This window comes from Nocardioides sp. Soil774 (assembly GCF_001428125.1).
Classification (GTDB): Bacteria; Actinomycetota; Actinomycetes; order Propionibacteriales; family Nocardioidaceae; genus Nocardioides.
Genome location: NZ_LMSM01000006.1, coordinates 588,087 through 610,085, shown reverse-complemented (window position 1 = coordinate 610,085; position 21,999 = coordinate 588,087). Strand labels below are relative to the sequence as shown.

Genomic DNA, 21,999 nt, shown 5'->3' with positions numbered 1-21,999 from the left:
TGATGAGCCTGCCGGAACCCTCAGGTGCGGCTGAGCACCTCGCGCACGGTCAGCGGGGGTACGTCGACCGCGGCACCGGCGGCGGGAAGGTCGAAGCGGAACACCGAGCCGGGGCCGGGGTCGGCGGCGAGGCACTCGATGGTGCCGCCGTGGCGCTGCACGATCGTCTGGCAGATCGACAGTCCCATGCCGGTGCCCCGGAAGCCGGCGCGCACGGAGTCGCTGCGGTGAAAGCGCTGGAAGATGGCCACCCGCTCAAGCTCGTCGACGCCGACGCCGTTGTCCTCGACCTCGATGACCACGCGGGGGCCGTGGCGCTCCGCCGAGACCCGCACCCGCGCCGGGACACCGGGGCGGGCGTACTTCACGGCGTTGCCGACCAGGTTGGCGAAGAGCTGGCGCACGGCGACCTCGTCGGCGTGGACGGCGGGCAGGTCGTCGGGCACCTCGAGCACGTCGTCGGGGCCGAGCAGCGCCACCGCCCGCGCGAGCGCGGCGTCGGGGCCGCTCAGCGGGACGTCGCTGACCACCAGGTCGCCGGCCTCGGCCATCGCGTGGGCCAGGAGGTCGTCGATGAGGTGGGCCATCTGGTCGGCAGCCTTCCCTGCACGGGCCAGCGAGGCGGCGGTGTCGCTGTAGGGGTCGAGGTCGGCCTCGGCGAGGTCGAGCCACGAGCGGATCGCGGTGAGCGGTCCGCGCAGGTCGTGCGCGGCGGTCGAGGCGAAGCCGACCAGCGGACGGATGCCGCGGCGGTGCTCGGTGACGTCGCGCAGGACCAGCAGCCTGCCGGCGTGGGCCTCACCGTCGTCGGTCTCCTCGCCCTGTCCCGCGAGCACGGAGCACGACACGGCGAGCACCAGGTCCTCCCCGGAGTCGAGCGGGACCCACACGTCGCCCACGCCGAGCTCTGCCCGTGCCGCGCTGGTGTTGTCGGCCGAGGGGTTGAGGGCCAGCTCGACGAGGTCCATCAGCGCGACGGCGTCACGCTTGCCCGGGCTCACGTGGTGGGCGAGGCGTCGGCTGGCGCCGTTGCTGCGCTCGATGCGTCCGTCGCGGTCGAGCACGACGAGGCCCTCGTCCATGCTCTCGGTCATCTCCGCGAGGAGCTCGGCCTGCTCGGCGGCGCGGGCGCGGGCGTGCCCCATGCGGACGACCAGCTCGTCGATGCGGTCGCTGAGGGTGCCGACGGCCAGGCCGGTGAGCAGCACCGCGATGAGGAACAGCTGCGCGACCAGCACGGCCTGCACGGGGTCGGGCAGGATCTGCGACGGGCCCTGGCCGACGAGGGTCAGCAGCAGCCCGCCCGCGCCGAGCGCGAGCGCGTGCAGGGCGGCGTGGAAGGTCGGGAAGCGTGCCGCGGACCACACCGACAACGGCATCACGAGGAAGACCAGCGGCAGCGGCTGGAGGAAGATCAGGAACACCGCGACGGCGGAGATCGCCCAGAGCACGACCAGCTCGGTGCGGTGTCCGCCACGGGCCCTCGGTGCGACGTGCTGGGTGCGCCACTCCCAGGCGAGGTGGCCCACGCAGGCCACGACCAGGATCCCGGTGAAGTGCCGGGCGAACCACGCCTGCAGCACCCACCCGTCCCATGCGCCGCCCGAGGCCCACACCCCCGTGGCACCGATCCCGGCGCCGACCGCGCTGCCGACGACAGCCGCGGCGCACGTGCGCGCCAGGGTGCGTGGGGAGCGGAAGCTCGCCGTGCCGCCGGCGCCGAGCAGCGTGGGGCACCACCGGCGCAGGAGCGCCACCACGACCCAGGTCTGGCACACGAGCGACGTCGCGCCGAGCAGCACGAGCGGGCCCGGCGCACCGGTGACCCAGGCCACCCCCGCATGGATCGCGAGCAACGACGCCAGCACCCTCCACTGCCGGTGCGGCGACTCGGCCAGGAGCCACAGCACGGCCACGCCTGCGCCGGGCCAGATCAGGCTCACGGTCTGGCCGTCGACGACGGTCAGGCGTGCCACCACACCGAGAACGGCGTAGACGAGCGCGAAGCCCAGCGCACGGGGCAGCGACAGGGCCGGACGCACGGTCACGCGCGCGCCTCCGTCACGATCCGGCACGCGCGGTCACGACACGGGCGCACACGGGACCGACACACGGGCGGAACACTACTTCTCCCACGGGGCACGCGGGAGCCACATCGCCAGATCGCCGAGTGCGGCCCGCGGGGCGACTAGAGGTTGACGGTGATGTCGGCGTCCTTGCGCAGGCTCTTGACCAGCGCTCCGGCGACGGACCCGATCTCCTGGGTCCTGGCCTGCTCGACGAGCTGGTCGCGCACCTTGGCGAAGGGCGGCACCTGGCCGGAACCGCTGGCCTTCGCCTGCTTCGCGGCCTGCGCGTAGAGCGCACGCAGCTCCTTGTCGGTCGGCTTGAAGGGGCCGTCCTCGTCGGCGACGAGCCGCTCGACCATCACCTGGGTCTCGACCTGGTCGCGCGCGGTCTCCTCGTCCATGCCCTGCTTGGCGATGGCGGCGAGGAGCTCGTCGCCCGACTTCATGCCGTTCTGCTCGGCCAGGGTGGTGAGCTCGGCGTCGATGTCGTCGTCGGAGACCTCGATGCCGCGCGAGTCGGCCTCCTGCGCGAGCAGCTCGGTGTCGACGAGGTCGTCGACCGTCTGCTTCTTCAGCGCCTCCTCGTCGGGAGCCGGGCCGCCGGACTGGGCCTGCGCCTGGGCCTGCGCGAGCTGGGCGGAGTAGATCGGCGCGAACTCGTCGCGGGTGACCTCCTCGCCGTTGACCTCCGCCACCACCTCCGGGACGCCCTCGAGGTCGGCGCCGGCCGAGGCAGAGGCGTCGGCCGAGGCGGAGTCGCTCGACGAGGAGGCAGGGTCGGCCTTCGAGGAGCCGCCGCCACCACAGGCGGAGAGGGTGAGCAGCGCGGCGACCGCGAGGGCGCCGAGCGACGTACGGGTTCGGTGGGTGCGCATGGTGTGAGTCATCGCGCTCGACCGTACGCACCGAACCTGAGGGCGCTCTCAGGTGAGCGCGTCGGGGTCCTGGCGCACCGGGAGCTGGGCGAGGGCCGTACGCACGAGCGTGAGTCGGGCGGCGAGCGCCACCTTCTGCCGGATCCGACCCACGCCGCTCTCCCCGAGCGTGTCGTCCACCGCGGCGGCGATCTGCGCGTCGGTGAAGGTCGGACGGGTGCCGGCGGGCACCTCGACGTCGGGCAGCGCGATCAGCACCGGCAGCACCTGGCTGCCCACGGCCTCGAGGAGGTGGTAGCGCTCGATCTTGCTGAGCGCGTCCCACGCCGCCTCGCCCTTCGTGCGACGGCGCGCCTTGCCGGCTGCCACGACCTTCGCGGCGGCGGTCACGGCGACGGTCAGCTCGTGCTCGGTGAAGCGCATGCGACCAGCATGCCGGATGCGGCATCCTCACGATCGTGCGCCTTCCAGACCTCACCCCCGCTGACATGGACACCGAGCAGCTGTCGCTGCGCGAGCGCATCGTCGGCGGTCCGCGGGGCTCGGGCCCCCAGCACTTCGCCCTCACCGACGAGCACGGTGCGCTGACCGGTCCGTTCGGCGTGATGGTCCACGAGCCGGCGATCGGGGCTCCGCTCCAGGAGCTCGGCAGCGCCCTGCGCTACGCAGGCACGCTTCCCGAGCGGACGCGCGAGATCGCGATCCTCGCGGTGGCGCACGCCACCGACAACGCCTTCGAGCGCCACGCGCACGAGCGTGTGGGTCGCGCGGCCGGGCTCGCCGACGACGAGCTGGCCGCCCTCGCGGACGGCACCTTCGCCCCGGCCGACTCGGGCGAGCAGGCGGCGTACGCCCTGTGCCGGCGGCTGCTCGAGGACCGCGCGCGGCTCGACGACGACGACTACGCCGACCTGTCCCGCACCCTGGGCACCACCGCGCTCACCGAGCTCGTGGTGCTCGTCGGCTACTACCGCACGCTCGCCCAGCTGATGGACGTGCACGACGTCGGGGTGCCCCGGGACGGGACCTGACCGGGGTCTGGATCGGGAATCTGGTCAGGCCGCCATCGGCGGCTCGGCGAGCGCACCACGCAGCTCGGCCAGGATGCGGGTGAGCACGCGGGAGACCTGCGCCTGGGTGAGCCCGATGGCGGTCGCGATCTCCTGCTGCGTGCGCTCCTCGAAGAAGCGCATGTGGACGATGCGGCGATCGCGCGTCGACAGCCGGCCCACGATCGGGGCGAGCACGATCCTTGCCTCGGCCTGGGCCACCTCGCGCTCGTCGCCGGGCATGAGGTCGCCCAGCGTGGACGCCCCGTCACCGACGGGGGCGTCGAGCGAGGTGGGGCTGAAGCAGCCGTCTGCCGCCAGGGCCTCGACCACGTCGTCGAGCGGGGCGCCGAGGTGGGCGGCTACCTCGGTGGGCCGCGGCGAACGATTCAGGGTGGCAGCGAGCTCCTCCTGCGCGGCCGCGATACGGGCCTGGAGCTCCTGGATGCGCCGCGGCGGGCGGACAGCCCAGCCGGCGTCGCGGAAGTGGCGGCGCAGCTCGCCGCGGATCGTGGGCACGGCGAACGACAGGAAGTCGAAGCCGGCGTCGGGGTCGAAGCGCTGAGCGGCCTTCGTCAGCCCGAGGAGGGCCACCTGCTCGAGGTCGTCGAGCTCGATGCCGCGGTTGCGGTAGCGCGAGGCCATCGAACGTGCGACCGCGAGGTGCTCGTCGATGAGGGCGTCACGGGCCGGACGGTGGTCCGTCGGCGTGAGGGTCGTTGCGTGAGCCATGGTGAGCTCCTTGCCTTGCAGGACTCTCACCGTTGTCTTCAGCGAGCACGTCTAGACCAACCTTGCCCTTGACGGGGACTTGTGCAACAGCCGCAAAACGAACACCTCCGTCAGGAGGGGTTCCTGTTCAAGGTCTGTCGAGGGTTCTCGTCGAAGACCTGTCGGTAGTCGGAGGCGAAGCGGCCCGGGTTGTGGAAGCCGAACCGCGCGGCGGCGTCGCTCACGGTGGTCTTCGAGCCGTCGCGCAGCGCTGCGCGCGCGAGGTCGAGGCGCACGAGGCGCAGGTAGTCCAGCGGCGAGCATCCCAGGTGCTTGCGGAAGGCGTACTGCAGCGCGCGCGGCGACATCGAGCACTCCCTTGCCAGCTCCTCGAGCGTGATCTCGTCGCCCGCCCGGGCCTCGACCACGCGCATCGCGTGGGCCACGAGCGTCGGGGACGACTCACCCTGGCCCGCCTCCTGCTCCAGCCTGACCGCCTCGGCCATCACGTCGTTGGGGAAGGTCGCGAGCAGCGTGTGCGCCAGCAGGCGGCCCGCCTCGGCCGCGGCCTCGCCCGCGTGGTCGGGGTCCCCGGCCTGCACTGCGGGGACGGCAGCGCTGAGCTGGTCGACCAGTGCGCGCCAGCGTGCGCCGGCGGCCTGCGAGTGCGGGACGTAGGAGTCGAAGGAGATGTGCTCCCACGGATGGCCGGGAAGGAGGTCCTCGACCGCGAGGGCTAGCGCCTGGCCCGTGATGGTGGTGGCGCGCACCTCGAAGCCCTCGCTGCTGTTGGAGTGGGGCATGTCCCAACCGGCGGCGAGGACCGAGTCGCCGTCGTGGCTGTAGTCGGTGATGTGGTCGCGGCTGTAGGCGGAGTCGCCGTTGATGAGGTCGACCACGACGAGGCCCGGCATCGCATCGGAGTCGGCGGCGAAGGGCGAACCGATGACGAGGTGGTCAAAGGCGAACGTGCCGTGGTCCACGCGGCGGTGCTGCACGGTGCCGACCCGTCCGGTGAGGCGCAAGGAGGCGCCGTAGGCCCGGTCCAGCCAGTCGCGCGCCCGCGCGCCGGTGCCCTCGAAGTCGAAGGCGTCGGGCGAGCCACGCTTGGCACGAGTGTGTGGCACAGGGCACCACCTCCCCGGAGGAGGGTGTCGGCGACCCGTTGGCTGGAGTCCCCTCGACTGTAACCCAAGTCCGGCGTGGGGCGGCATCGAGCGAGTCCGGGGGCTCCCCCTGTAGGGTGGGGATGCTCCACCGGAGCTCCGCCCTGTGTCCGCGGACTGTTGTCATTGAAAGGTGACCGCATGTCTGGGACACCCCCACCCCCGGGCGGGCCTGCCGAGCCCACCGACGCGCTGCGTGACGAGGTCGCGCACCTGCACGAGGCCGTCAGGTCTCAGCGCGACATCGGCATGGCCATCGGCCTGCTGAGCGCCCGTTACTCCTGCAGCACCGAGCAGGCCTGGCGCACCATGCTCCGCGTCTCGCAGGACAGCAACACCAAGGTCCGCACCGTCGCGCGCATCCTGGTGGCCACGCACGACGGATCCGCCGACGCTGCGGACGCCGCCGTGCTCGCCACGTTCGTCGACCACCTCCCACCGTCCGGCTGGCCAACCGGACCATGGACGGAGGAAGATCTGGCGCCATGAGCATCGATGCGGCGGCGCTGGCCGAGAGCCTGCGACGGCTCACCCTCTCCCGCGAGGACAACGGGAGCGTCGTCACCGCCCTCGAGGCCGTGCTCGACGCCTGCGTCGACCTCTTCGACGTCCGCGGCGCCGGCCTGCTCGTCGCCGACGAGCAGGACATGCTGCGCTACGTCGCGGCCACCGAGGGGCCCGGCCGGCTGCTGGAGCAGACCGAGGCCGCGGCCGGGGAGGGCCCGTGCACCGAGGCCTTCGTGGAGGCGCGGGTGATCACCACCCGCGACGTCACTGACGACCCCGAGCACCGGTGGCCCACCCTCGCGCGCGCGATGGCCGCCCAGCCGGTGCGCGCCGTGCTCGGCACCCCCGTGCGGGTCGGCGGCGTGCCGGTCGGCACCCTCGACGTCTACCGCGAGCACGCCCACGACTGGGACGACAGCGAGGTGACCGCGCTGGCCCGCTACGCCGAGGTCATCGCGACCACGCTGATGGCCGCCGTGCAGGCGCACACCGCCGGCGAGCTCGCCCGCCAGCTGCAGTACGCCCTCGACTACCGCGTCGTCATCGAGCGGGCCGTGGGCTACCTGATGGCGAAGGAGTCGACCGACCCGGTCGCGGCCTTCAACGCGCTGCGCACCGCCGCCCGCAGCCGCCGCACGAAGATCGGCCTGGTGGCCGAGCAGGTCCTCGAGACCGGCGCCCTTCCGGTCTGAGGCGGCTCACTGCTCGTCGAGCTCCTCGCGCGGGTGGTCCTGCGGGATCACCCGGGTCTCGACGATCTGGGCCGCGACGTCGCGCAGCTTGACGTTGGTCGTCGACGACAGGCGCCGCAGGAGCTCGAAGCTCTGGCCCTGGTCGAGGCCGTAGCGCTCCATGGCGATCCCCTGGGCCATCCCGATCACGTGGCGCGAGCCGACCGCCGCCTCGAGGGACGTCGACTGCCGCGCGCACGACAGTGCGACCGCGGCGTGGGCCGCGTAGGCCAGCGCCCGGTCGACGACCTCGCGCTCGGCGAAGCAGCCGGGCACCGTGCTGTAGAGCGTGAGCGCGCCGAGCCGCTCGGCCAGCTCCACCGCGAGCAGCGAGCGGATCCCCAGGTCGAGCGCCTGCGGCGCCCAGGACGTCCAGCGCGCGTCGGCCGCGACGTCGCCGACCCGCACCCAGCCGCCGTCCTCGGCGACCTCGACGCCGGGGCCCTCGCCCAGCTCGTGCTGGAGCGTGTCGGCCTTCGCCGCCAGCGGGTGGCTGGCCGCGAGGTGGCGGTGGCGACCGCGGGACTCGCGGGCAGAGAGGCCCACCTTGTCGGCGTCGGGCACGACCTCGTGCATGCGGGCAACGACGGCGTACGAGGCGGCGTGCTCGTCGGGCTCCTGGTGGAGCTCGACGGCCAACCGGGCGAACACGGGCAGGGAGTCGTGGGACGACAAGACAGACCTCGGGACAGAGCACCTACGACCCGTGTTCTCGAGTCCGGGGGAAAGTTATCCTCCCGACGCACCGTCGTTCAACGCGACACCTACCTTCGGACGTCCTCGCGCCGCGGGCACGCATGCTGGGCCGCATCAGGGGTACGTCGCGCGCATGAAGGAGCACACCCGATGAGCACCACCAGCCGACCGATCGCCGCGACCCCCGAGCAGGTCTGGTCGGTGCTGGCCGACGGCTGGCTCTACCCCCTCTTCGTCGTGGGCGCCTCCCGGATGCGCGACGTCGACGAGACGTGGCCGGCGGTGGGCTCGAAGCTGCACCACAGCGTCGGCGTGTGGCCGCTCCTGATCGACGACACCACCGAGGTGGTCGAGGTGGAGGAGGGTCGCCGGCTCGCGCTGCGGGCGCGCGGCTGGCCGGCCGGCGAGGCCCACGTGGACATCTCGCTGCAGCCGGGCAACGACGCCACCGTGGTCACCATCGTCGAGCAGGCGGTGGCCGGCCCCGGAGCACTGCTGCCCAAGGCGGTCCAGGACCCCCAGCTCCACCTGCGCAACGTCGAGACCCTGCGCCGCCTCGCCTTCGTCGTGGAGGGCCGGACCAGGTGAGCACGGCCGCGGCAGGCCGCTCGCACGACGCGATCGTCATCGGCGCCGGGCCCAACGGCCTGGTGGCGGCCAACGTGCTGGCAGACGCGGGCTGGCGGGTGCTCGTGCTCGAGGCGCAGACGACACCCGGCGGTGCCGTGCGCAGCGACCGCGAGCTGCACCCCGACTTCGTGCACGACACCTTCAGCGCCTTCTACCCCCTCGCGGTGGCCTCGCGCGCGATGACGTCGCTGAGGCTCGAGGAGCACGGACTGGTGTGGGAACACGCCCCCGCCGTGCTCGGCCACCCCTTCGGCGAGGGCCAGTGGGCGGTGCTGCACCGCGACCGCCACCGCACCGCGGCCGGCCTCGAGCAGCTGCACGCCGGCGACGGCGACGCCTGGCTGGAGCTGTGCTCGACGTGGGACCGCATCGGCCCCGCGCTGGTCGACGGCCTGACCTCGCCCTTCCCGCCGGTGCGGGCGGGCGCGCGCCTGCTGCCGGCCATCGCCCGCGCCGGTGGCCTCGACGTCGTACGACGCCTGGCCACGCCCGTGTCCTCGCTCGGTCGCGAGCTGTTCGGAGGACCGGCCGGGGCGCTGCTGCTGGCCGGCAACGCCGGGCACGCCGACTTCCCCCTCTCCTCCCCCGGCTCCGGGGTGTTCGGGGTGCTGATGACGATGCTCGGGCAGACGGTCGGCTTCCCCGTGCCGCGCGGCGGCGCGCAGTCGCTGACCGACGCGCTGGTCCGGCGCCTGGCGAGCCGGGGCGGTGAGCTGCTGACCGGCACGCCCGTGGCCCGTGTCGTCGTCTCCGGCGGCCGTGTCACGGGTGTCGTCACCGCCGAGGGCGAGTCCTACGACGCCCCCGCGGTGCTGGCCGACGTCGTGGCTCCCCACCTCTTCGGCGGCCTCGTCCGCGACGAGGACCTGCCCCCGCGCGTCGTGCGCGGGATGCGTGACTTCGAGATGGACCCCGGCACCGTGAAGGTCGACTGGGCCCTGACCGGGTCCGTGCCCTGGACGGGCCGGCCGGACGACGTGCCCGGGACCGTGCACGTGGCCGACTCGGTCGAGGAGATGACGCGCACGCTGGCGCAGGTGTCGTCGGGAGAGGTGCCGGACCGGCCGTTCCTGCTCACCGGCCAGATGACCACGAGCGACCCGACGCGCTCCCCCGCCGGCACGGAGTCGATGTGGGCCTACACCCACGTCCCGCAGCCCGCGGCGACGCGCACCGACGCCGGCGGCGAGATCACCGGACGCTGGGACCACGACGACCTCGAGCGCTTCGCCGACCGCATGCAGGCCCGCATCGAGGAGCGCGCCCCGGGCTTCGGCGACCTGGTCTCCGCGCGCCGCGTCATGGGCCCCCACGAGCTGGAGTCCCGCAACGCCAACCTGGTCGGCGGCGCCGTGAACGGCGGCACCTCCCAGCTGCACCAGGAGCTGGTGTTCCGTCCGGTGCCCGCGATGCGCGGACGCGCCGCGACCGGGCTGCCGGGCCTGTTCCTCGCCTCGGCCTCGGCCCACCCCGGCGGCGGGGTGCACGGCTCGGCCGGCGCCAACGCGGCCCGCGCGGCCATCTGGCACCACCGCACGCACGCCCTGCCCGGGCGTCGTACGCCGAGGGCGGTCCGATGACGCAGACGATGGCCTTCGGACCCCTCACCATCGACTTCGACGACCGGGTGCTGCGCCCGCGCGAGTGGACCGCGGCCCAGTCGCGGTGGGCGGCCGAGCTCATGGCGGGCGCACCCGCGGGTCCGGTGCTCGAGCTGTGCTCGGGCGCGGGACACATCGGCCTCCTCGCCGTGGCCGACAACGACCGGCGGCTCGTGATGGTCGACGCCAACCCGGCCGCCTGTGCGCACGCGCGCACCAACGCCACCCGGGCCGGCCTGGCCGACCGGGTCGACATCCGTGAGAGACGCCTCGAGTCGGCGCTCGGGGACGACGAGCTGTTCGCGGTCGTCGTCGCCGACCCGCCGTGGGTGCCGCGCAGCCGGACGACGGAGTTCCCCGAGGACCCGCTCTCGGCCATCGACGGCGGCGACGACGGCCTCGACGTCGCGCGGGCCTGCGTCGCCGTGATCGCCGCGCACCTGGCCCCGGGTGGCGCCGCCGTCCTCCAGCTGGGCACGACCGACCAGGCCGGGGCATTGCTGGCCGAGCCGGCCTTCGCCGACGGCCCGTTGCTGATGGGCGAGGTGCGTCAGGAGACGCGCGGGGTGCTGGCCCTGATCGAGCGGCCCGCTAGCGCGGGATGAGCTTGTGGGTGCCGTCGCACCACGGGAGCCGGCTCGACTTCTCGCAGCGGCACAGGGCCACCACCGGGCGCTCCACGGCGTGCACGGTGCCGTCCGCGTCCTGGATCGAGGTCGCACCACGCACCAGCATCGGCCCGTGCGGGCACAGCACCACGTCGGGGTGGGCGAAGTCCTGGCTCATCGAGCCACCCCCCAGCTGCTGAACATCGCGGTGGCGAACCGGGCCTCGAGGTCGAGGCAGGTGAAGGCCCCGAAGAGGATCGCGTCGACCTGGTCGGGCTCGTCCTCGGCCAGGGTGCCGCAGATGTCGTGGGCGGCCAGCTGCTCGTGGACGGCGTCGGCCTCCACGTGCTCGTCATAGTAGGTCGCCATCGGGCCGTCCATCCCCAGCCGGTCGAGGCCCTGGACGAGCTTGCGCGAGGGCAGCGAGCTGGTCATCTCGAAGGCGGCGAGGTGCCCGACCGCCGCTCCCCTCAGCCTGCGCCGGAGCCCGAAGAGGGACAGCGCGTTGTTGAGCTCGAGGGTCTCGGGCAGCGCGTCGTCGACGTAGGCGCCGTACTCCGGGCGCAGGCCGACCGCCTCGAGCCCGCGGGCGAAGAGGTGCGCGTGCAGCCGGTTGGGGTCGCCGGCGCCGTACTCGTCGAACTGCAGCTCCACCAGCGCCGCCTTGGCGCGCACCGGCAGACGCGGCACGACCCAGGCCGTGGGGTCGGCCTCCTTGAGGTGGTAGACCGAGCGCTGTCGCAACAGCTCCATCACCTGGTCGCGGTCGGCGTGACGGCGTACGTGGTCGGCGAGCGACGGGCCGTGGTCGGCCGCGACGAGCGCCTCCAGCGCGGCAGGTACGCCGGCAGGGCCGACGTCGGCGGTGGCGTCCGAGCCCGCCCAGCGCGAGCGCAGCCGCTCCTCGAGTCCGGACTCGAGCCGGTGGCGCACGGCGAACAGGCCGACGTCGCCCTCGGCGTCGTCGGAGGCGTCCTCGAAGCCGCGGTAGAGCACCTCGTGCAGGGCCCACAGCGCGATCGCCTCGTCGTCGGGGCCGTCGGCCGCGGGGGCGTCGCCGACAGACGGGGTGCCGGCGAGGCGGCCCAGCACCCATTCGCTGAGCACGCCGCGAGGCTTGGGCAGCCTCACGGGGTGAACACCACCTTGACCATGCCGTCCTCCTTGTCGCGGAACTTCCGGTAGGCCTCGGGGGCGTCCTCGAGCGGGAGGTGGTGCGTGGCGAACGACTCGACGCCGAGCACGTCGTCCTCCTGCTGCAGCAGCGCGAGGATGTCGTCGCTCCAGCGGCGCACGTTGGCCTGGCCCATGCGGATCTGCACCTGCTTGTCGAACAGCTGGAACATCGGCAGCGGGTCGGTCGGGGCGCCGTAGACGCCCGAGATGCTGATCGTGCCGCCGCGGCGCACGCTGTCGATCGCGCTCATCAGCGCTGCGAGCCGGTCGGTGCCGGCGGTGAGCATGATCTTCTCCTGCACCTTCTTGGGCAGCAGCGCGAGCGCCTTCTGGGCCGTCTCGGCGACGGGTGACCCGTGGGCCTCCATCCCCACCGCGTCGATCACGCCGTCGGCGCCACGGCCGTCGGTGAGCTCGCGCACGCGGTCACCGATGCCGTCGACCTCGGTGTGGTCGATCGTCTCGGCACCGCGGCCGTGGACGCGGGCGAGCCGCTCGCGCACGGAGTCGACGGCGATCACGTCCAGGCCGCGGTGCAGGGCGATGCGGGCCGCCATGTCGCCGATCGGGCCGGCGCCGATGACCAGCAGCGTGCCGCCGGGCTCGACGTCGGCGTACTCCACCGCCTGCCAGGCGGTCGGCAGCACGTCGGAGAGGAAGAGGAAGCGGTCGTCGACCGGGCCGTGCGGGACCTTGATCGGCAGCGTGTCGCCGAAGGGCACGCGCAGCAGCTCGGCCTGCCCGCCGGGCACCTGGCCGTAGAGCTTGCTGTAGCCGAACAGGCTCGCGCCGGTGCCGGTGTCACGGTTCTGCGTGGTCTCGCACTGGCTGAACAGGCCGCGGTCGCACATCCAGCACGAGCCGCAGCTGATGTTGAACGGCACCACGACGCGGTCGCCCACCTGCAGGGTCTCGACCGCCGACCCCACCTCGCGCACGACACCCATCGGCTCGTGGCCGACGATGTCGCCGCTCGTCATGAACGGGGTGAGCGGGTCGTAGAGGTGCAGGTCGGAGCCGCACAGGCCGGTCGAGGTGATCTCCACGACGACGTCGGTGGGCTCCTCGATGACCGCGTCGGGCACCTCGATGACCTGCATGTCCTGTCTGCCTTGCCAGGTGACTGCCTTCATGGGCCGTCAGTGCCCAGCAGGCGGCGGACCATGCGCATCCCTTCGAACGTGGCGACGCCCGTCACGGCGGTGCGAGGCTCGTGCCATGACCGACCAACGCGATGCCGCACACCAACGCCCCGAGGGCGTCAGCGACGAGACGATCGAGGCACTGGGCAAGCTGTCGGCCGCCCTCGACCACATCGAGGACGCCCGCGGACACATCTACGCCTTCCACCGCCTGATGGGGAGCGCGGAGAGCACCCTGGAGGAGGCGACGGCGATGGTGCGCGCGGCCGGGCACTCCGACCTCGCCGACGCGCTCGACCGCGACGCGCTCGGGGCGAACCCACTGCCGGGCATGTGGTCGTTCCAGATGGTGGAGCTCTTCGACGACGGCTTCTACGCCCGCGCGAAGGGTCTGCACCAGCGCGCCCTCGACGAGCTCGTCGAGGGCAGGCGACACATCTTCGAGGCCGAGATGAAGGAGCTGCGCCGCACGGCGGGGCGCGAGGGGCACGAGGCCAGGCCCGGCCCTCCGGAGGGCACCGGGGCCTGACCCCGCAGGGTCACACCTTGGCGGGGTGGGAGACCCGCAGGTTCTCCGAGGCCGACTCGCCCGGGACGAGCAGGCCGTGCTGGATGGCCCAGAGCACTGCCTGCGAGCGCGAGGTCACCTCGATCTTCGAGTAAGCCCCGCGGATGTAGGACTTCACCGAGTTGATGCTGAGGTTGGTCTCCTCGGCGATGTCGCGGTTGGCCTTGCCCGAGGCGATCATCGAGAGCACCTCGGTCTCGCGCTGGGTGAGCGGCCACTTCTCGGCGCCGGCCCGCGTCGGCTCGGGCTGGCCCGACCAGGCGTCGACGACCGTGCGGCCGTCGGCGATCTGAAGCAGGTTCCAGGCCAGGCGCCGACCCGGCAGCCACTTGCTGACGAAGCCGGCCGCGCCGCGTGCCATCTCGGTCGAGACGGCCTCCGGGCTGCAGTCCCAGCCGTAGGCCACCATCCGGGAGGGGAACTTGCGCGGCGTCGCCCGCGTGGACGGCGTACGCCGGTGACCCGACGGCTCGTAGAGCGTGAGGTCGCACAGGGGGGCAGGCTCGGCTGAGCGATGCGGGACGATGGAGATGATCGCGGAGTGCGGCTCGAGCATGGTGCGCAGACCGTGGACGACGAGCTCGCTCTCGTCCACGACCGCGACCTTGATGTGTCGGTGACCGGGTGTCGGGGGGCGTTCCATGGCAGCGAGGTACCCCGATGGGCGGGGCCCATACGCCGCCGCCTCAGCCCAGGAGTGCCTGGGCGATCGTCGCCGCCTGCGTCTCGCTCGTGCCGGCGCGGTCCGCCGCGACCCGCAGGAGCACCAGCGCATCGTCGGTGGTGACCCCGACCCGAGCGGCCACCAGGCCGACGGCCACGTCGACCACGCGCTGCTCGCGCAGCCGCTCGGGAGCGGCCTCCGCCCGCTTGAGCGACTCGAAGCCGAGGTCGGCGTTGGTCACCGCGCCCGCCTGCCAGGCGCCCAGGGCCTCGACCAGTCCGTCGATGCGGCCCCGGAAGGCGTGGGCGGTGGAGGCGTAGAGGTCGATGTTGAGCACTGCCCGGCCGTGCTCGACGACCGGCAGGCACACCGTGCTCTCGATGCCGGCGAAGGCGCGCTCGCGCGCCATCTCGGCCCAGCCGCCCTCGTCGAGCGACCCGTCGTCCTCGACCACCGGCACCCACGCCTGGTCAGGCCCCGCGTCAGGTGTCGGCGACGGCACACGATCGCCGACGGTGCTCATGTCGTCGACGAGGGTGAAGGTCAGGTCCTCGTCGAGGATCGTGACGCTCAGCGCGACGCACTCCGGCACCGCCCGCAGCGCCCAGCCCTCGATCACGCGCAGCAGCCCCTCGACGTCGTCGACGGTCGGCGTGACGTACTCGTCCAGGGCTTCGCGGCTCTCGGGCAGCAGCTCCATGCCCTCACCCCTTTCGCCCCCAGGTCGATGTGCGGTGCGTGCTCCTCGATGGTCCCCCGGGCACCCAAGGGACACCACACCCGCCCGGGCGGGCGCATGACGGCCGCGGGCGCGGGGTACGGCCCCGCCGTGACCCCCGCAGAGCTGCCCCGCCCCGTCGTCGTCCTGGACCTCGACGGCACCCTCGTCGACTCGGTCTACCAGCACGTCGTGGCCTGGCAGGCGGCCTTCCACGACGTCGGGCGCCACGTGTCGGCGATGCGGGTCCACGAGGCCATCGGCATGGGCGGCGACCGCCTCGTCGCGCACGTGGCGGGTGACGCAGCCGAGGCCGCCGTAGGAAACGACGTGCGCGAGCTGCACGACAAGTACTTCCGTGCCACGCTCCGCACCGTGTGTGCGCTCGACGGCGCCTCCGAGCTCGTCGAGGAGCTGGCCCGGCACGGCCACCGGCTCGCGCTCGCCAGCTCGTCGGAGAACGAGATCGTCGACGAGCTGCTCGACCTCCTCGACGTACGCCGCCACCTCACGGCGATCGTGACGGGGTCCGACGGCGCGGCCAGCAAGCCGGCGCCCGACTCGGTGCAGCTCGCGATCGAGCGCGCCGGCGGCAGCGGTGGGGGCAAGCCCGTCGTCGTGGGCGACGCCGTCTGGGACGCCCTGTCCGCCGAGGCCGCCTCCGTGGCCAGCATCGGGGTGCGCAGCGGTGGCATCAGTGCCGAGCGGCTGCGGTCGGCCGGCGCCTCGTGGGTCTACGACGGCCCGCGCGACCTCCTCGAGCGACTCGAGGGCGGGCCGCTGCGCTCGCACTGAGGCGGTCAGTCCCCCGCGGGGTAGGGCGAGGCCTTGAGCAGGCCGGCCAGGTGCGCCGCGTGGCGGGTAAGGACCTGGGTGGCGCCGGCCGTCTTCTCCGGCGTCGGGGAGACGTCCTTGTAGTCCACTGTCTGCATGGCCTCTCCCACCCAGTAGGTGACCGCCTGGGCCGGGATGGTGAAGCCGACGTCGTCAAGCGCCTGGAAGAGCTCGGCGCTCACGTGGTGGGCGCCGTCCTCGTTGCCGACGACGCCCACGGCGGCCACCTTGCCGAAGGTCAGCAACCGGCCGTCGTCATCGGTCTCGGACAGCTCGGCGTCGAGGCGCTCGAGCACCATCTTGGCGACCGAGGCGGGCTGCCCCATCCAGATCGGGGTCACCAGCACCAGGATGTCGGCGTCGAGGACCCGCTGGCGCAACGTCGGCCACGCGTCGCCGTCGCCCTCGTCGGTGCTCACGCCGAAGCGGACGTCGTGGTCCACCACGCGCTCCACCGACCCCGTGACGCCGAGCTCGCCGAAGGCCGCCAGCACCTGCGAGCCAAGGAGGTCGGAGCTGGACTCGGCCGGTGACGGCTTGAGCGTGCAGCTGAGGACGAGGCAGGACAGGTCGCGAGTCATGTCGGGCATGCGGCGGTCGGTACCCCGGCACGGGCACCACATGCACGAGACCCGTCGGGGGCTCCATGCACGGCGTACGGCTGGGGGTCCTCGACGGGTCTCGTGGAACCTGGTGCGGGGTCGCCGGGACGGCCCCGCAGCAGCCCAGTACCCCTCCCTGCGAGGTCCATGCACGCGCTACTGATCTTCTTCCGAGGGGGTACGGGACGTCCGCCCAGCGCCACCCCACGAGAGGACGAGCACAGTGCCGAGCCCCGAGCCCCAGCACCCCACACCCCCCGACGGCCCGATGGCCGATCCCCAGACGCACCTCGACACCGACCCGGTCAACGACCCGGACGACGACTCGTGACCTCCCTGTGGCTCGACCGCGCCGCGCCGGTCGACGACGACCCGCTCCCGACCGAGGAGCAGCTCGACGTGGTCGTCGCGGGCGCCGGCCTGACCGGCCTGACGACCGCGCTGCTGCTGGCGCGCGCCGGGCTGCGCGTGGCGTGCGTCGAGGCCCGCCACGTCGGCGCCGTCACGACGGGCCACACCACCGGCAAGGTCTCGCTGCTCCAGGGCACGCACCTCTCGCGGATCCGCCGGCACCGCTCGCAGTCCCTCGCCAGCGCCTACGTCGACAGCAACCGCGAGGGCATGGAGTGGCTCCTGCGCTTCTGCGCCGACCACGGCGTCGAGGTGCAGCGCCGCGCCGCGGTGACGTACGCCGCGACGCACGACGAGCTGGGCTCCGTCGAGGACGAGCACCGGGCGGCCGGCTCGCTCGGGCTGCCCGTGACGTGGCAGGAGCGGCTGGACGTGCCGTTCCCCCACGTCGGGGCGACGGTGCTGCCCGACCAGGCGCAGCTCGACGCGGTGCAGGTGCTGCTGGCGCTGGTGGAGCAGCTGCGCGAGCACGGCGGCACGCTGCACCAGGGGCACCGGGTGGTGTCAGTGTCACGGACCGGCGAGCCCGTCGTCGGCCTCGAGCGCGGCGGGGAGCTGCGCGCGCGACACGTCGTGCTGGCGACCGGCACCCCCGTCCTCGACCGCGGCGCCCACTTCGCGCGGCTCGAGCCGATGCGCTCCTACGCGCTGGCCTTCACCGGCGCGACCGCGCTGGACGGGATGTACCTCTCCGCCGGCTCCGACGCCCGGTCGGTCCGCGACGCCCCCGGCGGGGTGCTGGTGGTGGGCGGCAGCGGGCACGTCGTGGGTCGTACGCGCTCCGAGCGCGAGCACCTCGAGGAGCTGCGCGCATGGAGCGCGCGCCACTACCCGCAGGCCACCGAGACGCACCACTGGTCGGCACAGGACTACCGCACGCCCGACGGCCTGCCGATGGTCGACCGGCTGCCCGGGTCACGCGGCCGGGTCCACGTCGCCACCGGCTACGAGAAGTGGGGCATGGCCAACGCCGTCGCCGCCGCGCGCACCATCTCCGGCGACATCCTCGGCGAGGTGCCGCCATGGGCGCGCGAGCTCCACGGTCGCGCGCCGAGCGCGTCGAGCGCCGCCGAGGTGGCCCGGATCAACCTCGGGGTCGCCGCCTCGCTCGCCGCGGGCGCAGCCCGGGTCGCCCGCGAGAGGCTGCCCGGCGCAGGTGCCGCTGCCACCGCGCGGGAGTGTGGGGTGGTGGGCGTGTGCACCCACCTCGGCGGGCTGCTGAAGTGGAACGACGCCGAGGAGACGTGGGACTGCCCGCTCCACGGCTCGCGGTTCACTCCGGACGGCCAGGTCCTCGAGGGCCCGGCCACCCGCCCGCTGAAGCGGCGTACGGCTCCCGACCAGTAGCTCAGCGCTGGGCGCAGACCAGGTCGGCGCGCAGCCGGTCCTGCGAGGACAGCCGCACGCCGGGGCCGCACACGAGGTCGAGCGGGTCCCCGGCCTGCTCGACCGCGGCGAGGCCCTCGTCGAAGGCCGCCACGACGTCGGCGCAGGCGTGCTCGAGCCCGATGCGCGTCAGTGCCGAGGTGGAGACGTCGCCGCTCAGCGCGAGCTCGACGGCCCAGGCCCCGGCGTCGGTGCGCTGGCAGTCGACGGCGGCCGCCTGCTGGAGGGCGAGGAAGTCGAAGGCGTCGGTGCCGAGCTCGGCGGCCAGGTCGGCGCGCCACTCGGCAGCAGTGGCGTCCTCGCGCTGCACGGGGTTGGCTGACTGCTCGGGAGCCTCCTCCGCCTCCGCGGAGCACGCGGAGAGGGCGGTCAGGACGAGGGCGAGGGCGGGGAGGAGAGCACGCATGCCCGCAGGCTAGGAGCGGGGTGCGCCGCCCGTCCGGGGTTTGTTACTGCTCAGTACGTGATGCTCGCCTCATCGCGCCGGCGGCGCAGCAGGCGGGCCGCGACGAAGCCGCCGAGGGCGCCGAAGAGGTGGCCCTGCCACGAGATGCCCGGCTGGCCGGGCAGCACGCCGAGCAGGGCGCTGCTGTAGAGCAGGAAGACCGCGACGCCGATGAGGATCTCCAGCGGGTGCCGGTCCAGCAGTCCGCGCACGACCAGGAAGACGATCCAGCCGAAGATCAGCACCGAGGCACCGGCGTGGACGCTGCCGGGCTGCGCGACGGCCCACACGCCGAGGCCGCCGACGAGCCAGATGATGGCGGTCGCGAGCAGCCCGCGCGCGATGCCGGTCGCGAGGGTGAGGAAGCCGAGCACGAGCACGGGCACGGTGTTGCCGACGAGGTGGGCGAAGCCGAAGTGGAGCATCGGCGCGACCACCACACCGACCAGGCCCTCGTCGGTGCGGGGGCGTACGCCCCAGGCGTCGAGCGGGTGCCCGGTCACGGTGTCGACGACCTCCAGCACCCACAGCAGCCCCACGAAGCCGCCGACGAGCACGGCGGCCCGCTGCCAGCTGCTGGTCACGAGCGCGCAGCCACCTCGGGCGGGAAGCCGCCGGTGGACACCGTGCTCCAGCGGGTCGGGGTGATCCGCAGCAGCGACTTGCCCTGCTCGACCATCGCTCGTCGGTAGTCCTCCCAGTCGGAGTGCTCGCCGGCGATGTTGCGGAAGTACTCCACGAAGGCGTCGAGCGCCTCGTCGCCCTCGGTCGCGTCGAGCACCTCGCAGTCGCCGTCGACCTGGACCCACGCGTCGTCCCAGTCGTCGGAGAGGACCATCACCGAGACCTGCGGCCGCTTGCGCGCGTTCTTCGTCTTGGCGCGCTGGGGATAGGTGGCGATGACGATCCGGCCGCTGTCGTCGACCCCGCCGGACACCGGCGAGGCCTGCGGGGAGCCGTCGGCGCGGCTGGTGATGAGCACCATGTGGTGGCGCGGCCGGACGAAGTCGAGGAGCTCGTCGAGCTCGACGGAGGTGTTCGTGGCGATCGAGGGGGCCATGCTCCGAGGCTAGCCAGACGGCAGCAACGCGCACCCCTTCGGGCGGTCTGTGGTGCGCGAGCACGTGCCTACTGTCGAGGCCATGACCACTGTGAACCGCACGTTCGACGTCCGTCCCGAGCCCGCCGTGGTGCTGGACTACCTCAAGGACTTCAGCAACGCCGAGGAGTGGGACCCGGGCACGGAGTCCTGCACGCGCACCGACTCCGGACCCGTCGGCGTGGGGTCGACCTGGCACAACACCTCGAAGATCGCCGGCGTGACGACCGAGCTCGACTACACCCTCGAGAAGCTCACCGCCGACACGATCGTGCTCGTCGGTCGCAACGACCGCGCGACCTCCACCGACACCATCACCGTCGTGCCCAGCCCGGACGGCCCCGGCAGCCGGGTGACCTACGAGGCGAACATAGAGATGAAGGGGGCGGCGAAGCTGGCCGACCCGGTCATGAAGGTCGTCTTCGAGAAGATCGGCAGCGACACCGAGGACGACATGACCACGGTGCTGAACCGCCTGGCCTGAGCCCTACGGGATCTCCGGGAGCTGGCGCGTGCGCACCAGCTCGTGGGCGACCTGGACCAGCTTGGTGTTGGTGTGCGAGGAGACACGCTTGAGGTAGGCCAGGGCCTGGTCGGCGTCGACCGTGAGCCGCTCCATGACGATGCCCTCGGCCTGGCCGATGACCGTACGGCTGGCCAGCGCGATCCCGAGCCCGTCGATCTCGCGACTCGCGGCCAGCGACACGGCGAGGTGCCCCGCCAGCGCCTGGGCGATCGCCAGGTCGTCGGGACCGAAGGCGTGCGGCTCGCCGAAGTAGAGGCTGAGCGTGCCGTAGTGGTCGCGGGCGGTGAAGACCAGCAGCGACATCGAGGAGCCGAGACCGAGCTCGGCGTCGACCCGGCGACCCCAGTCGGGCCATCGCGCGTCGCGCGCGAGGTCGGTGCACGTGATGGTCTCCTGCTCGCGCCCGGGGATGTGGCACGGGCCCTGGCCGGTCTCGTTCTGCAGCTTGTTGACCATCGACGGCACCTCGCTGCTGCCGGCGAGGGTGTGGCACTCGCCGTCGCGGAAGAGGGTGATGCCCGCATGGCCGCAGGGTCCGATGAGCTCGACGGCGGCCTCGACCGCCAGCTCGAGCCGGTGCCGGTCCGCGTCAGCCGCGCCCAGCGCCTGGGCGAGGTCGACGAAGTCCGTCACGATGGGGTTGTCCTCGGGCACCGTCACTCCTCTGCTCGGCCGTCCTGGCCGTGTCGCAGAACATTGTGACCGCCCGTTCAATTCCGCGGTGCGACGAACCGCCACTCGAGCGCCGCGCGGTAGGTCTCCCCCGGCTCCAGCGTCGCCGACGGCCACTCGGGGTGGTGCGGCGAGTCGGGGTGGAGCTGCGGCTCGAGGGCGATGCCGTCGCCCTGGCGGTAGCGCCTGCCCCCGGTGCCCCGGCGGGTGCCGTCGAGGAAGTTGCCTGTGTAGACCTGCAGGCCGGGCTGGTCGGTCCAGAGCTCCACGCTCGTCGCCGTACGTCGTGACGTGAGGGCCGCGGCGCGGCGCAGGCCGGTGCCGCGCACGACGTAGTCGTGGTCGATGCCCCGCGCGTCGACGACCTGCGGGTGCTCGGCCCGGACCACCGGTCCGAGCAGGCGCGGCTCGCGCAGGTCGAACGGAGTGCCGCTGACCGGCTCGTGGCCGCCGGTCGGGATGCCGGTGGCATCCACCGGCGTGAACTCGTCGGCCTCGACCAGCAGCTCGTGGTCGTCGACGGTGCCGGCACCCTCGCCGTCGAGGTTGAGGTAGGCGTGGTTGGTCAGGTTGACGACCGTTGTCGCATCGGTGTTCGCCTCCATCGTGACCGTCACGGCGTCGCCGACGACGCGGTAGGTGGTCGTCACTGCGACCTCGCCGGGGAAGCCCTGGTCGCCGTCGGGGCTGACCATCGACAGCACGACCTCGTCCGCAGTGTGCGAGACCACGTCCCAGAGCCGTACGTCGAAGCCGTCCGGCCCGCCGTGGAGGCTGTTGCCGCGGTCGTGGGCGCCGACCTCGACCTCGCGCCCGGCCAGCGGGAAGCGGCCGCCGGCGATCCGGTTGGCGTAGCGGCCGATGGTGCCGCCGACGTAGTCACCGCTCGCGAGCCGCTCGTCGACGTCGGGGTGGCCGAGCACGACGTTGCGCCGCTGGTCGTCGCCGCCGGTCACCAGCAGCCGGTGGACCGTGGCCCCCAGCGTCAGCACCTCGACCACCGGGCCGGGCTCGGCCCCGATCGTCAGCAGGCGCACGTCGCGCCCGTCGGGCAGCCGGCCGAACACACGGTCTCGCGTCACGGGTCCATCCTCGTCCATGGTGGAACCGGCC

Annotated in this window: 27 protein-coding genes; 10 read left to right on the top strand and 17 right to left on the bottom strand. The window is 73.2% G+C overall.

What is annotated here, in order from left to right:
- Positions 1-20 precede the first annotated feature (20 nt).
- The 3 genes from ASG76_RS08510 to ASG76_RS08500 form a co-directional block, all read right to left on the bottom strand.
- Positions 21-2,048 carry an ATP-binding protein gene (locus tag ASG76_RS08510; RefSeq protein ID WP_056602032.1) on the bottom strand — a complete coding sequence of 676 codons (2,028 nt, stop codon included), beginning with the start codon at positions 2,046-2,048 and terminating at the stop codon, positions 21-23.
- 140 nt (positions 2,049-2,188) lie between these two features.
- Positions 2,189-2,944, bottom strand: coding sequence for a SurA N-terminal domain-containing protein (locus ASG76_RS08505; protein WP_056602031.1), 756 nt, complete (start codon positions 2,942-2,944; stop codon positions 2,189-2,191).
- A gap of 48 nt (positions 2,945-2,992) precedes the next feature.
- The gene (locus tag ASG76_RS08500; RefSeq protein ID WP_056602030.1) at positions 2,993-3,367 is read right to left on the bottom strand and encodes a hypothetical protein; all 375 of its coding nucleotides are present in this window, start codon (positions 3,365-3,367) and stop codon (positions 2,993-2,995) included.
- Positions 3,368-3,402: 35 nt separating this feature from the next.
- Here ASG76_RS08500 and ASG76_RS08495 point away from each other — a divergent pair, with 35 nt between their 5' ends.
- Positions 3,403-3,975: a carboxymuconolactone decarboxylase family protein gene (locus ASG76_RS08495; RefSeq protein ID WP_200948107.1), complete on the top strand. Its 573-nt coding sequence runs from the start codon at positions 3,403-3,405 to the stop codon at positions 3,973-3,975.
- Between the two features lie 24 nt (positions 3,976-3,999).
- Here the strand turns inward: ASG76_RS08495 and ASG76_RS08490 are convergent, their stop codons facing one another.
- Together ASG76_RS08490 and ASG76_RS08485 are read right to left on the bottom strand one after the other, a co-directional pair.
- A complete protein-coding gene (locus ASG76_RS08490; RefSeq protein ID WP_056602028.1) occupies positions 4,000-4,725 on the bottom strand; it encodes a sigma-70 family RNA polymerase sigma factor in 726 nt (241 codons plus the stop codon).
- A 110-nt stretch (positions 4,726-4,835) separates the two neighbouring features.
- On the bottom strand, positions 4,836-5,831 hold the full coding sequence (locus tag ASG76_RS08485) for a helix-turn-helix transcriptional regulator (RefSeq protein WP_056602027.1): 996 nt from the start codon (positions 5,829-5,831) through the stop codon (positions 4,836-4,838).
- Positions 5,832-6,011: 180 nt separating this feature from the next.
- Between ASG76_RS08485 and ASG76_RS08480 the strand changes: the two genes are divergently transcribed.
- A complete protein-coding gene (locus ASG76_RS08480; RefSeq protein ID WP_056602026.1) occupies positions 6,012-6,359 on the top strand; it encodes an ANTAR domain-containing protein in 348 nt (115 codons plus the stop codon).
- Complete coding sequence (locus tag ASG76_RS08475; protein ID WP_056602025.1) at positions 6,356-7,069, top strand: GAF and ANTAR domain-containing protein; 714 nt, start codon at positions 6,356-6,358, stop codon at positions 7,067-7,069. The genes ASG76_RS08480 and ASG76_RS08475 overlap by 4 nt, the downstream gene beginning before the upstream one ends.
- Before the next feature lie 6 nt (positions 7,070-7,075).
- Here the strand turns inward: ASG76_RS08475 and ASG76_RS08470 are convergent, their stop codons facing one another.
- On the bottom strand, positions 7,076-7,759 hold the full coding sequence (locus ASG76_RS08470; RefSeq protein ID WP_056602024.1) for a GAF and ANTAR domain-containing protein: 684 nt from the start codon (positions 7,757-7,759) through the stop codon (positions 7,076-7,078).
- Positions 7,760-7,954: 195 nt separating this feature from the next.
- On the opposite strand from ASG76_RS08470, the gene ASG76_RS08465 reads away from it, so the two are divergent.
- The 3 genes from ASG76_RS08465 to ASG76_RS08455 are packed head-to-tail and all read left to right on the top strand — an operon-like array spanning position 7,955 to position 10,640.
- Positions 7,955-8,392, top strand: a complete 438-nt coding sequence (locus ASG76_RS08465) for an SRPBCC family protein (protein WP_056602023.1) — start codon at positions 7,955-7,957, stop codon at positions 8,390-8,392.
- Positions 8,389-10,014, top strand: coding sequence for a phytoene desaturase family protein (locus ASG76_RS08460; RefSeq protein ID WP_056602022.1), 1,626 nt, complete (start codon positions 8,389-8,391; stop codon positions 10,012-10,014). The genes ASG76_RS08465 and ASG76_RS08460 overlap by 4 nt, the downstream gene beginning before the upstream one ends.
- Complete coding sequence (locus ASG76_RS08455; protein WP_056602021.1) at positions 10,011-10,640, top strand: methyltransferase; 630 nt, start codon at positions 10,011-10,013, stop codon at positions 10,638-10,640. The genes ASG76_RS08460 and ASG76_RS08455 overlap by 4 nt, the downstream gene beginning before the upstream one ends.
- On the opposite strand, the gene ASG76_RS08450 is transcribed toward ASG76_RS08455, so the two are convergent.
- Genes ASG76_RS08450 through ASG76_RS08440 form a run of 3 tightly spaced genes read right to left on the bottom strand, consistent with a single transcriptional unit; the run spans position 10,627 to position 12,919 of the window.
- Entirely contained in the window at positions 10,627-10,821 is a 195-nt protein-coding gene (locus ASG76_RS08450) for a CDGSH iron-sulfur domain-containing protein (protein ID WP_056602020.1), read from the bottom strand. The two genes, ASG76_RS08455 and ASG76_RS08450, sit on opposite strands and share 14 nt — an antisense overlap.
- Complete coding sequence (locus ASG76_RS08445) at positions 10,818-11,750, bottom strand: iron-containing redox enzyme family protein (RefSeq protein WP_235529452.1); 933 nt, start codon at positions 11,748-11,750, stop codon at positions 10,818-10,820. Before ASG76_RS08445 ends, ASG76_RS08450 begins: the two co-directional genes overlap by 4 nt.
- A 20-nt stretch (positions 11,751-11,770) precedes the next feature.
- Positions 11,771-12,919, bottom strand: a complete 1,149-nt coding sequence (locus ASG76_RS08440) for an alcohol dehydrogenase catalytic domain-containing protein (RefSeq protein WP_414858318.1) — start codon at positions 12,917-12,919, stop codon at positions 11,771-11,773.
- 118 nt (positions 12,920-13,037) lie between these two features.
- Between ASG76_RS08440 and ASG76_RS08435 the strand changes: the two genes are divergently transcribed.
- Entirely contained in the window at positions 13,038-13,490 is a 453-nt protein-coding gene (locus ASG76_RS08435) for a hypothetical protein (RefSeq protein WP_056602017.1), read from the top strand.
- A 10-nt stretch (positions 13,491-13,500) separates the two neighbouring features.
- Here the strand turns inward: ASG76_RS08435 and ASG76_RS08430 are convergent, their stop codons facing one another.
- On the bottom strand, positions 13,501-14,124 hold the full coding sequence (locus ASG76_RS08430) for a response regulator transcription factor (protein WP_056602016.1): 624 nt from the start codon (positions 14,122-14,124) through the stop codon (positions 13,501-13,503).
- Positions 14,125-14,215: 91 nt separating this feature from the next.
- Complete coding sequence (locus ASG76_RS08425; protein WP_056602015.1) at positions 14,216-14,893, bottom strand: ANTAR domain-containing protein; 678 nt, start codon at positions 14,891-14,893, stop codon at positions 14,216-14,218.
- A 129-nt stretch (positions 14,894-15,022) separates the two neighbouring features.
- Between ASG76_RS08425 and ASG76_RS08420 the strand changes: the two genes are divergently transcribed.
- Positions 15,023-15,706 (top strand): HAD family hydrolase, encoded by a 684-nt coding sequence (locus ASG76_RS08420; RefSeq protein WP_162254099.1) that lies wholly within the window; start codon positions 15,023-15,025, stop codon positions 15,704-15,706.
- Positions 15,707-15,711: 5 nt separating this feature from the next.
- Here ASG76_RS08420 and ASG76_RS08415 read toward each other — a convergent pair whose 3' ends face one another.
- Positions 15,712-16,335 (bottom strand): flavodoxin family protein, encoded by a 624-nt coding sequence (locus ASG76_RS08415; RefSeq protein WP_235529451.1) that lies wholly within the window; start codon positions 16,333-16,335, stop codon positions 15,712-15,714.
- 339 nt (positions 16,336-16,674) lie between these two features.
- Between ASG76_RS08415 and ASG76_RS08410 the strand changes: the two genes are divergently transcribed.
- Entirely contained in the window at positions 16,675-18,105 is a 1,431-nt protein-coding gene (locus ASG76_RS08410) for an FAD-dependent oxidoreductase (RefSeq protein WP_056602013.1), read from the top strand.
- 1 nt (position 18,106) lies between these two features.
- Here the strand turns inward: ASG76_RS08410 and ASG76_RS08405 are convergent, their stop codons facing one another.
- The 3 genes from ASG76_RS08405 to ASG76_RS08395 are packed head-to-tail and all read right to left on the bottom strand — an operon-like array spanning position 18,107 to position 19,649.
- Positions 18,107-18,550, bottom strand: coding sequence for a hypothetical protein (locus ASG76_RS08405; RefSeq protein ID WP_056602012.1), 444 nt, complete (start codon positions 18,548-18,550; stop codon positions 18,107-18,109).
- 50 nt (positions 18,551-18,600) lie between these two features.
- The gene (locus ASG76_RS08400) at positions 18,601-19,173 is read right to left on the bottom strand and encodes a rhomboid family intramembrane serine protease (protein WP_200948106.1); all 573 of its coding nucleotides are present in this window, start codon (positions 19,171-19,173) and stop codon (positions 18,601-18,603) included.
- Positions 19,170-19,649, bottom strand: a complete 480-nt coding sequence (locus ASG76_RS08395) for a PPOX class F420-dependent oxidoreductase (RefSeq protein WP_056602011.1) — start codon at positions 19,647-19,649, stop codon at positions 19,170-19,172. Before ASG76_RS08395 ends, ASG76_RS08400 begins: the two co-directional genes overlap by 4 nt.
- 82 nt (positions 19,650-19,731) lie before the next feature.
- On the opposite strand from ASG76_RS08395, the gene ASG76_RS08390 reads away from it, so the two are divergent.
- On the top strand, positions 19,732-20,172 hold the full coding sequence (locus tag ASG76_RS08390) for an SRPBCC family protein (protein ID WP_056602010.1): 441 nt from the start codon (positions 19,732-19,734) through the stop codon (positions 20,170-20,172).
- Between the two features lie 3 nt (positions 20,173-20,175).
- Here ASG76_RS08390 and ASG76_RS08385 read toward each other — a convergent pair whose 3' ends face one another.
- Positions 20,176-20,868 carry a GAF and ANTAR domain-containing protein gene (locus ASG76_RS08385; RefSeq protein WP_162254098.1) on the bottom strand — a complete coding sequence of 231 codons (693 nt, stop codon included), beginning with the start codon at positions 20,866-20,868 and terminating at the stop codon, positions 20,176-20,178.
- A 56-nt stretch (positions 20,869-20,924) separates the two neighbouring features.
- Positions 20,925-21,968 carry an aldose epimerase family protein gene (locus tag ASG76_RS08380; RefSeq protein ID WP_200948105.1) on the bottom strand — a complete coding sequence of 348 codons (1,044 nt, stop codon included), beginning with the start codon at positions 21,966-21,968 and terminating at the stop codon, positions 20,925-20,927.
- Positions 21,969-21,999 lie beyond the last annotated feature (31 nt).

Bases quoted from the DNA above. Each gene is read 5' to 3' on its own strand.
- ASG76_RS08505 (WP_056602031.1), bottom strand. From the start codon at position 2,944: ATGCGCACCCACCGAACCCGTACGTCGCTCGGCGCCCTCGCGGTCGCC.
- ASG76_RS08500 (WP_056602030.1), bottom strand. From the start codon at position 3,367: ATGCGCTTCACCGAGCACGAGCTGACCGTCGCCGTGACCGCCGCCGCG.
- ASG76_RS08490 (WP_056602028.1), bottom strand. From the start codon at position 4,725: ATGGCTCACGCAACGACCCTCACGCCGACGGACCACCGTCCGGCCCGT.
- ASG76_RS08480 (WP_056602026.1), top strand. From the start codon at position 6,012: ATGTCTGGGACACCCCCACCCCCGGGCGGGCCTGCCGAGCCCACCGAC.
- ASG76_RS08475 (WP_056602025.1), top strand. From the start codon at position 6,356: ATGAGCATCGATGCGGCGGCGCTGGCCGAGAGCCTGCGACGGCTCACC.
- ASG76_RS08465 (WP_056602023.1), top strand. From the start codon at position 7,955: ATGAGCACCACCAGCCGACCGATCGCCGCGACCCCCGAGCAGGTCTGG.
- ASG76_RS08455 (WP_056602021.1), top strand. From the start codon at position 10,011: ATGACGCAGACGATGGCCTTCGGACCCCTCACCATCGACTTCGACGAC.
- ASG76_RS08450 (WP_056602020.1), bottom strand. From the start codon at position 10,821: ATGAGCCAGGACTTCGCCCACCCCGACGTGGTGCTGTGCCCGCACGGG.
- ASG76_RS08440 (WP_414858318.1), bottom strand. From the start codon at position 12,919: ATGCAGGTCATCGAGGTGCCCGACGCGGTCATCGAGGAGCCCACCGAC.
- ASG76_RS08435 (WP_056602017.1), top strand. From the start codon at position 13,038: ATGACCGACCAACGCGATGCCGCACACCAACGCCCCGAGGGCGTCAGC.
- ASG76_RS08425 (WP_056602015.1), bottom strand. From the start codon at position 14,893: ATGGAGCTGCTGCCCGAGAGCCGCGAAGCCCTGGACGAGTACGTCACG.
- ASG76_RS08415 (WP_235529451.1), bottom strand. From the start codon at position 16,335: ATGCCCGACATGACTCGCGACCTGTCCTGCCTCGTCCTCAGCTGCACG.
- ASG76_RS08405 (WP_056602012.1), bottom strand. From the start codon at position 18,550: ATGCGTGCTCTCCTCCCCGCCCTCGCCCTCGTCCTGACCGCCCTCTCC.
- ASG76_RS08395 (WP_056602011.1), bottom strand. From the start codon at position 19,649: ATGGCCCCCTCGATCGCCACGAACACCTCCGTCGAGCTCGACGAGCTC.
- ASG76_RS08390 (WP_056602010.1), top strand. From the start codon at position 19,732: ATGACCACTGTGAACCGCACGTTCGACGTCCGTCCCGAGCCCGCCGTG.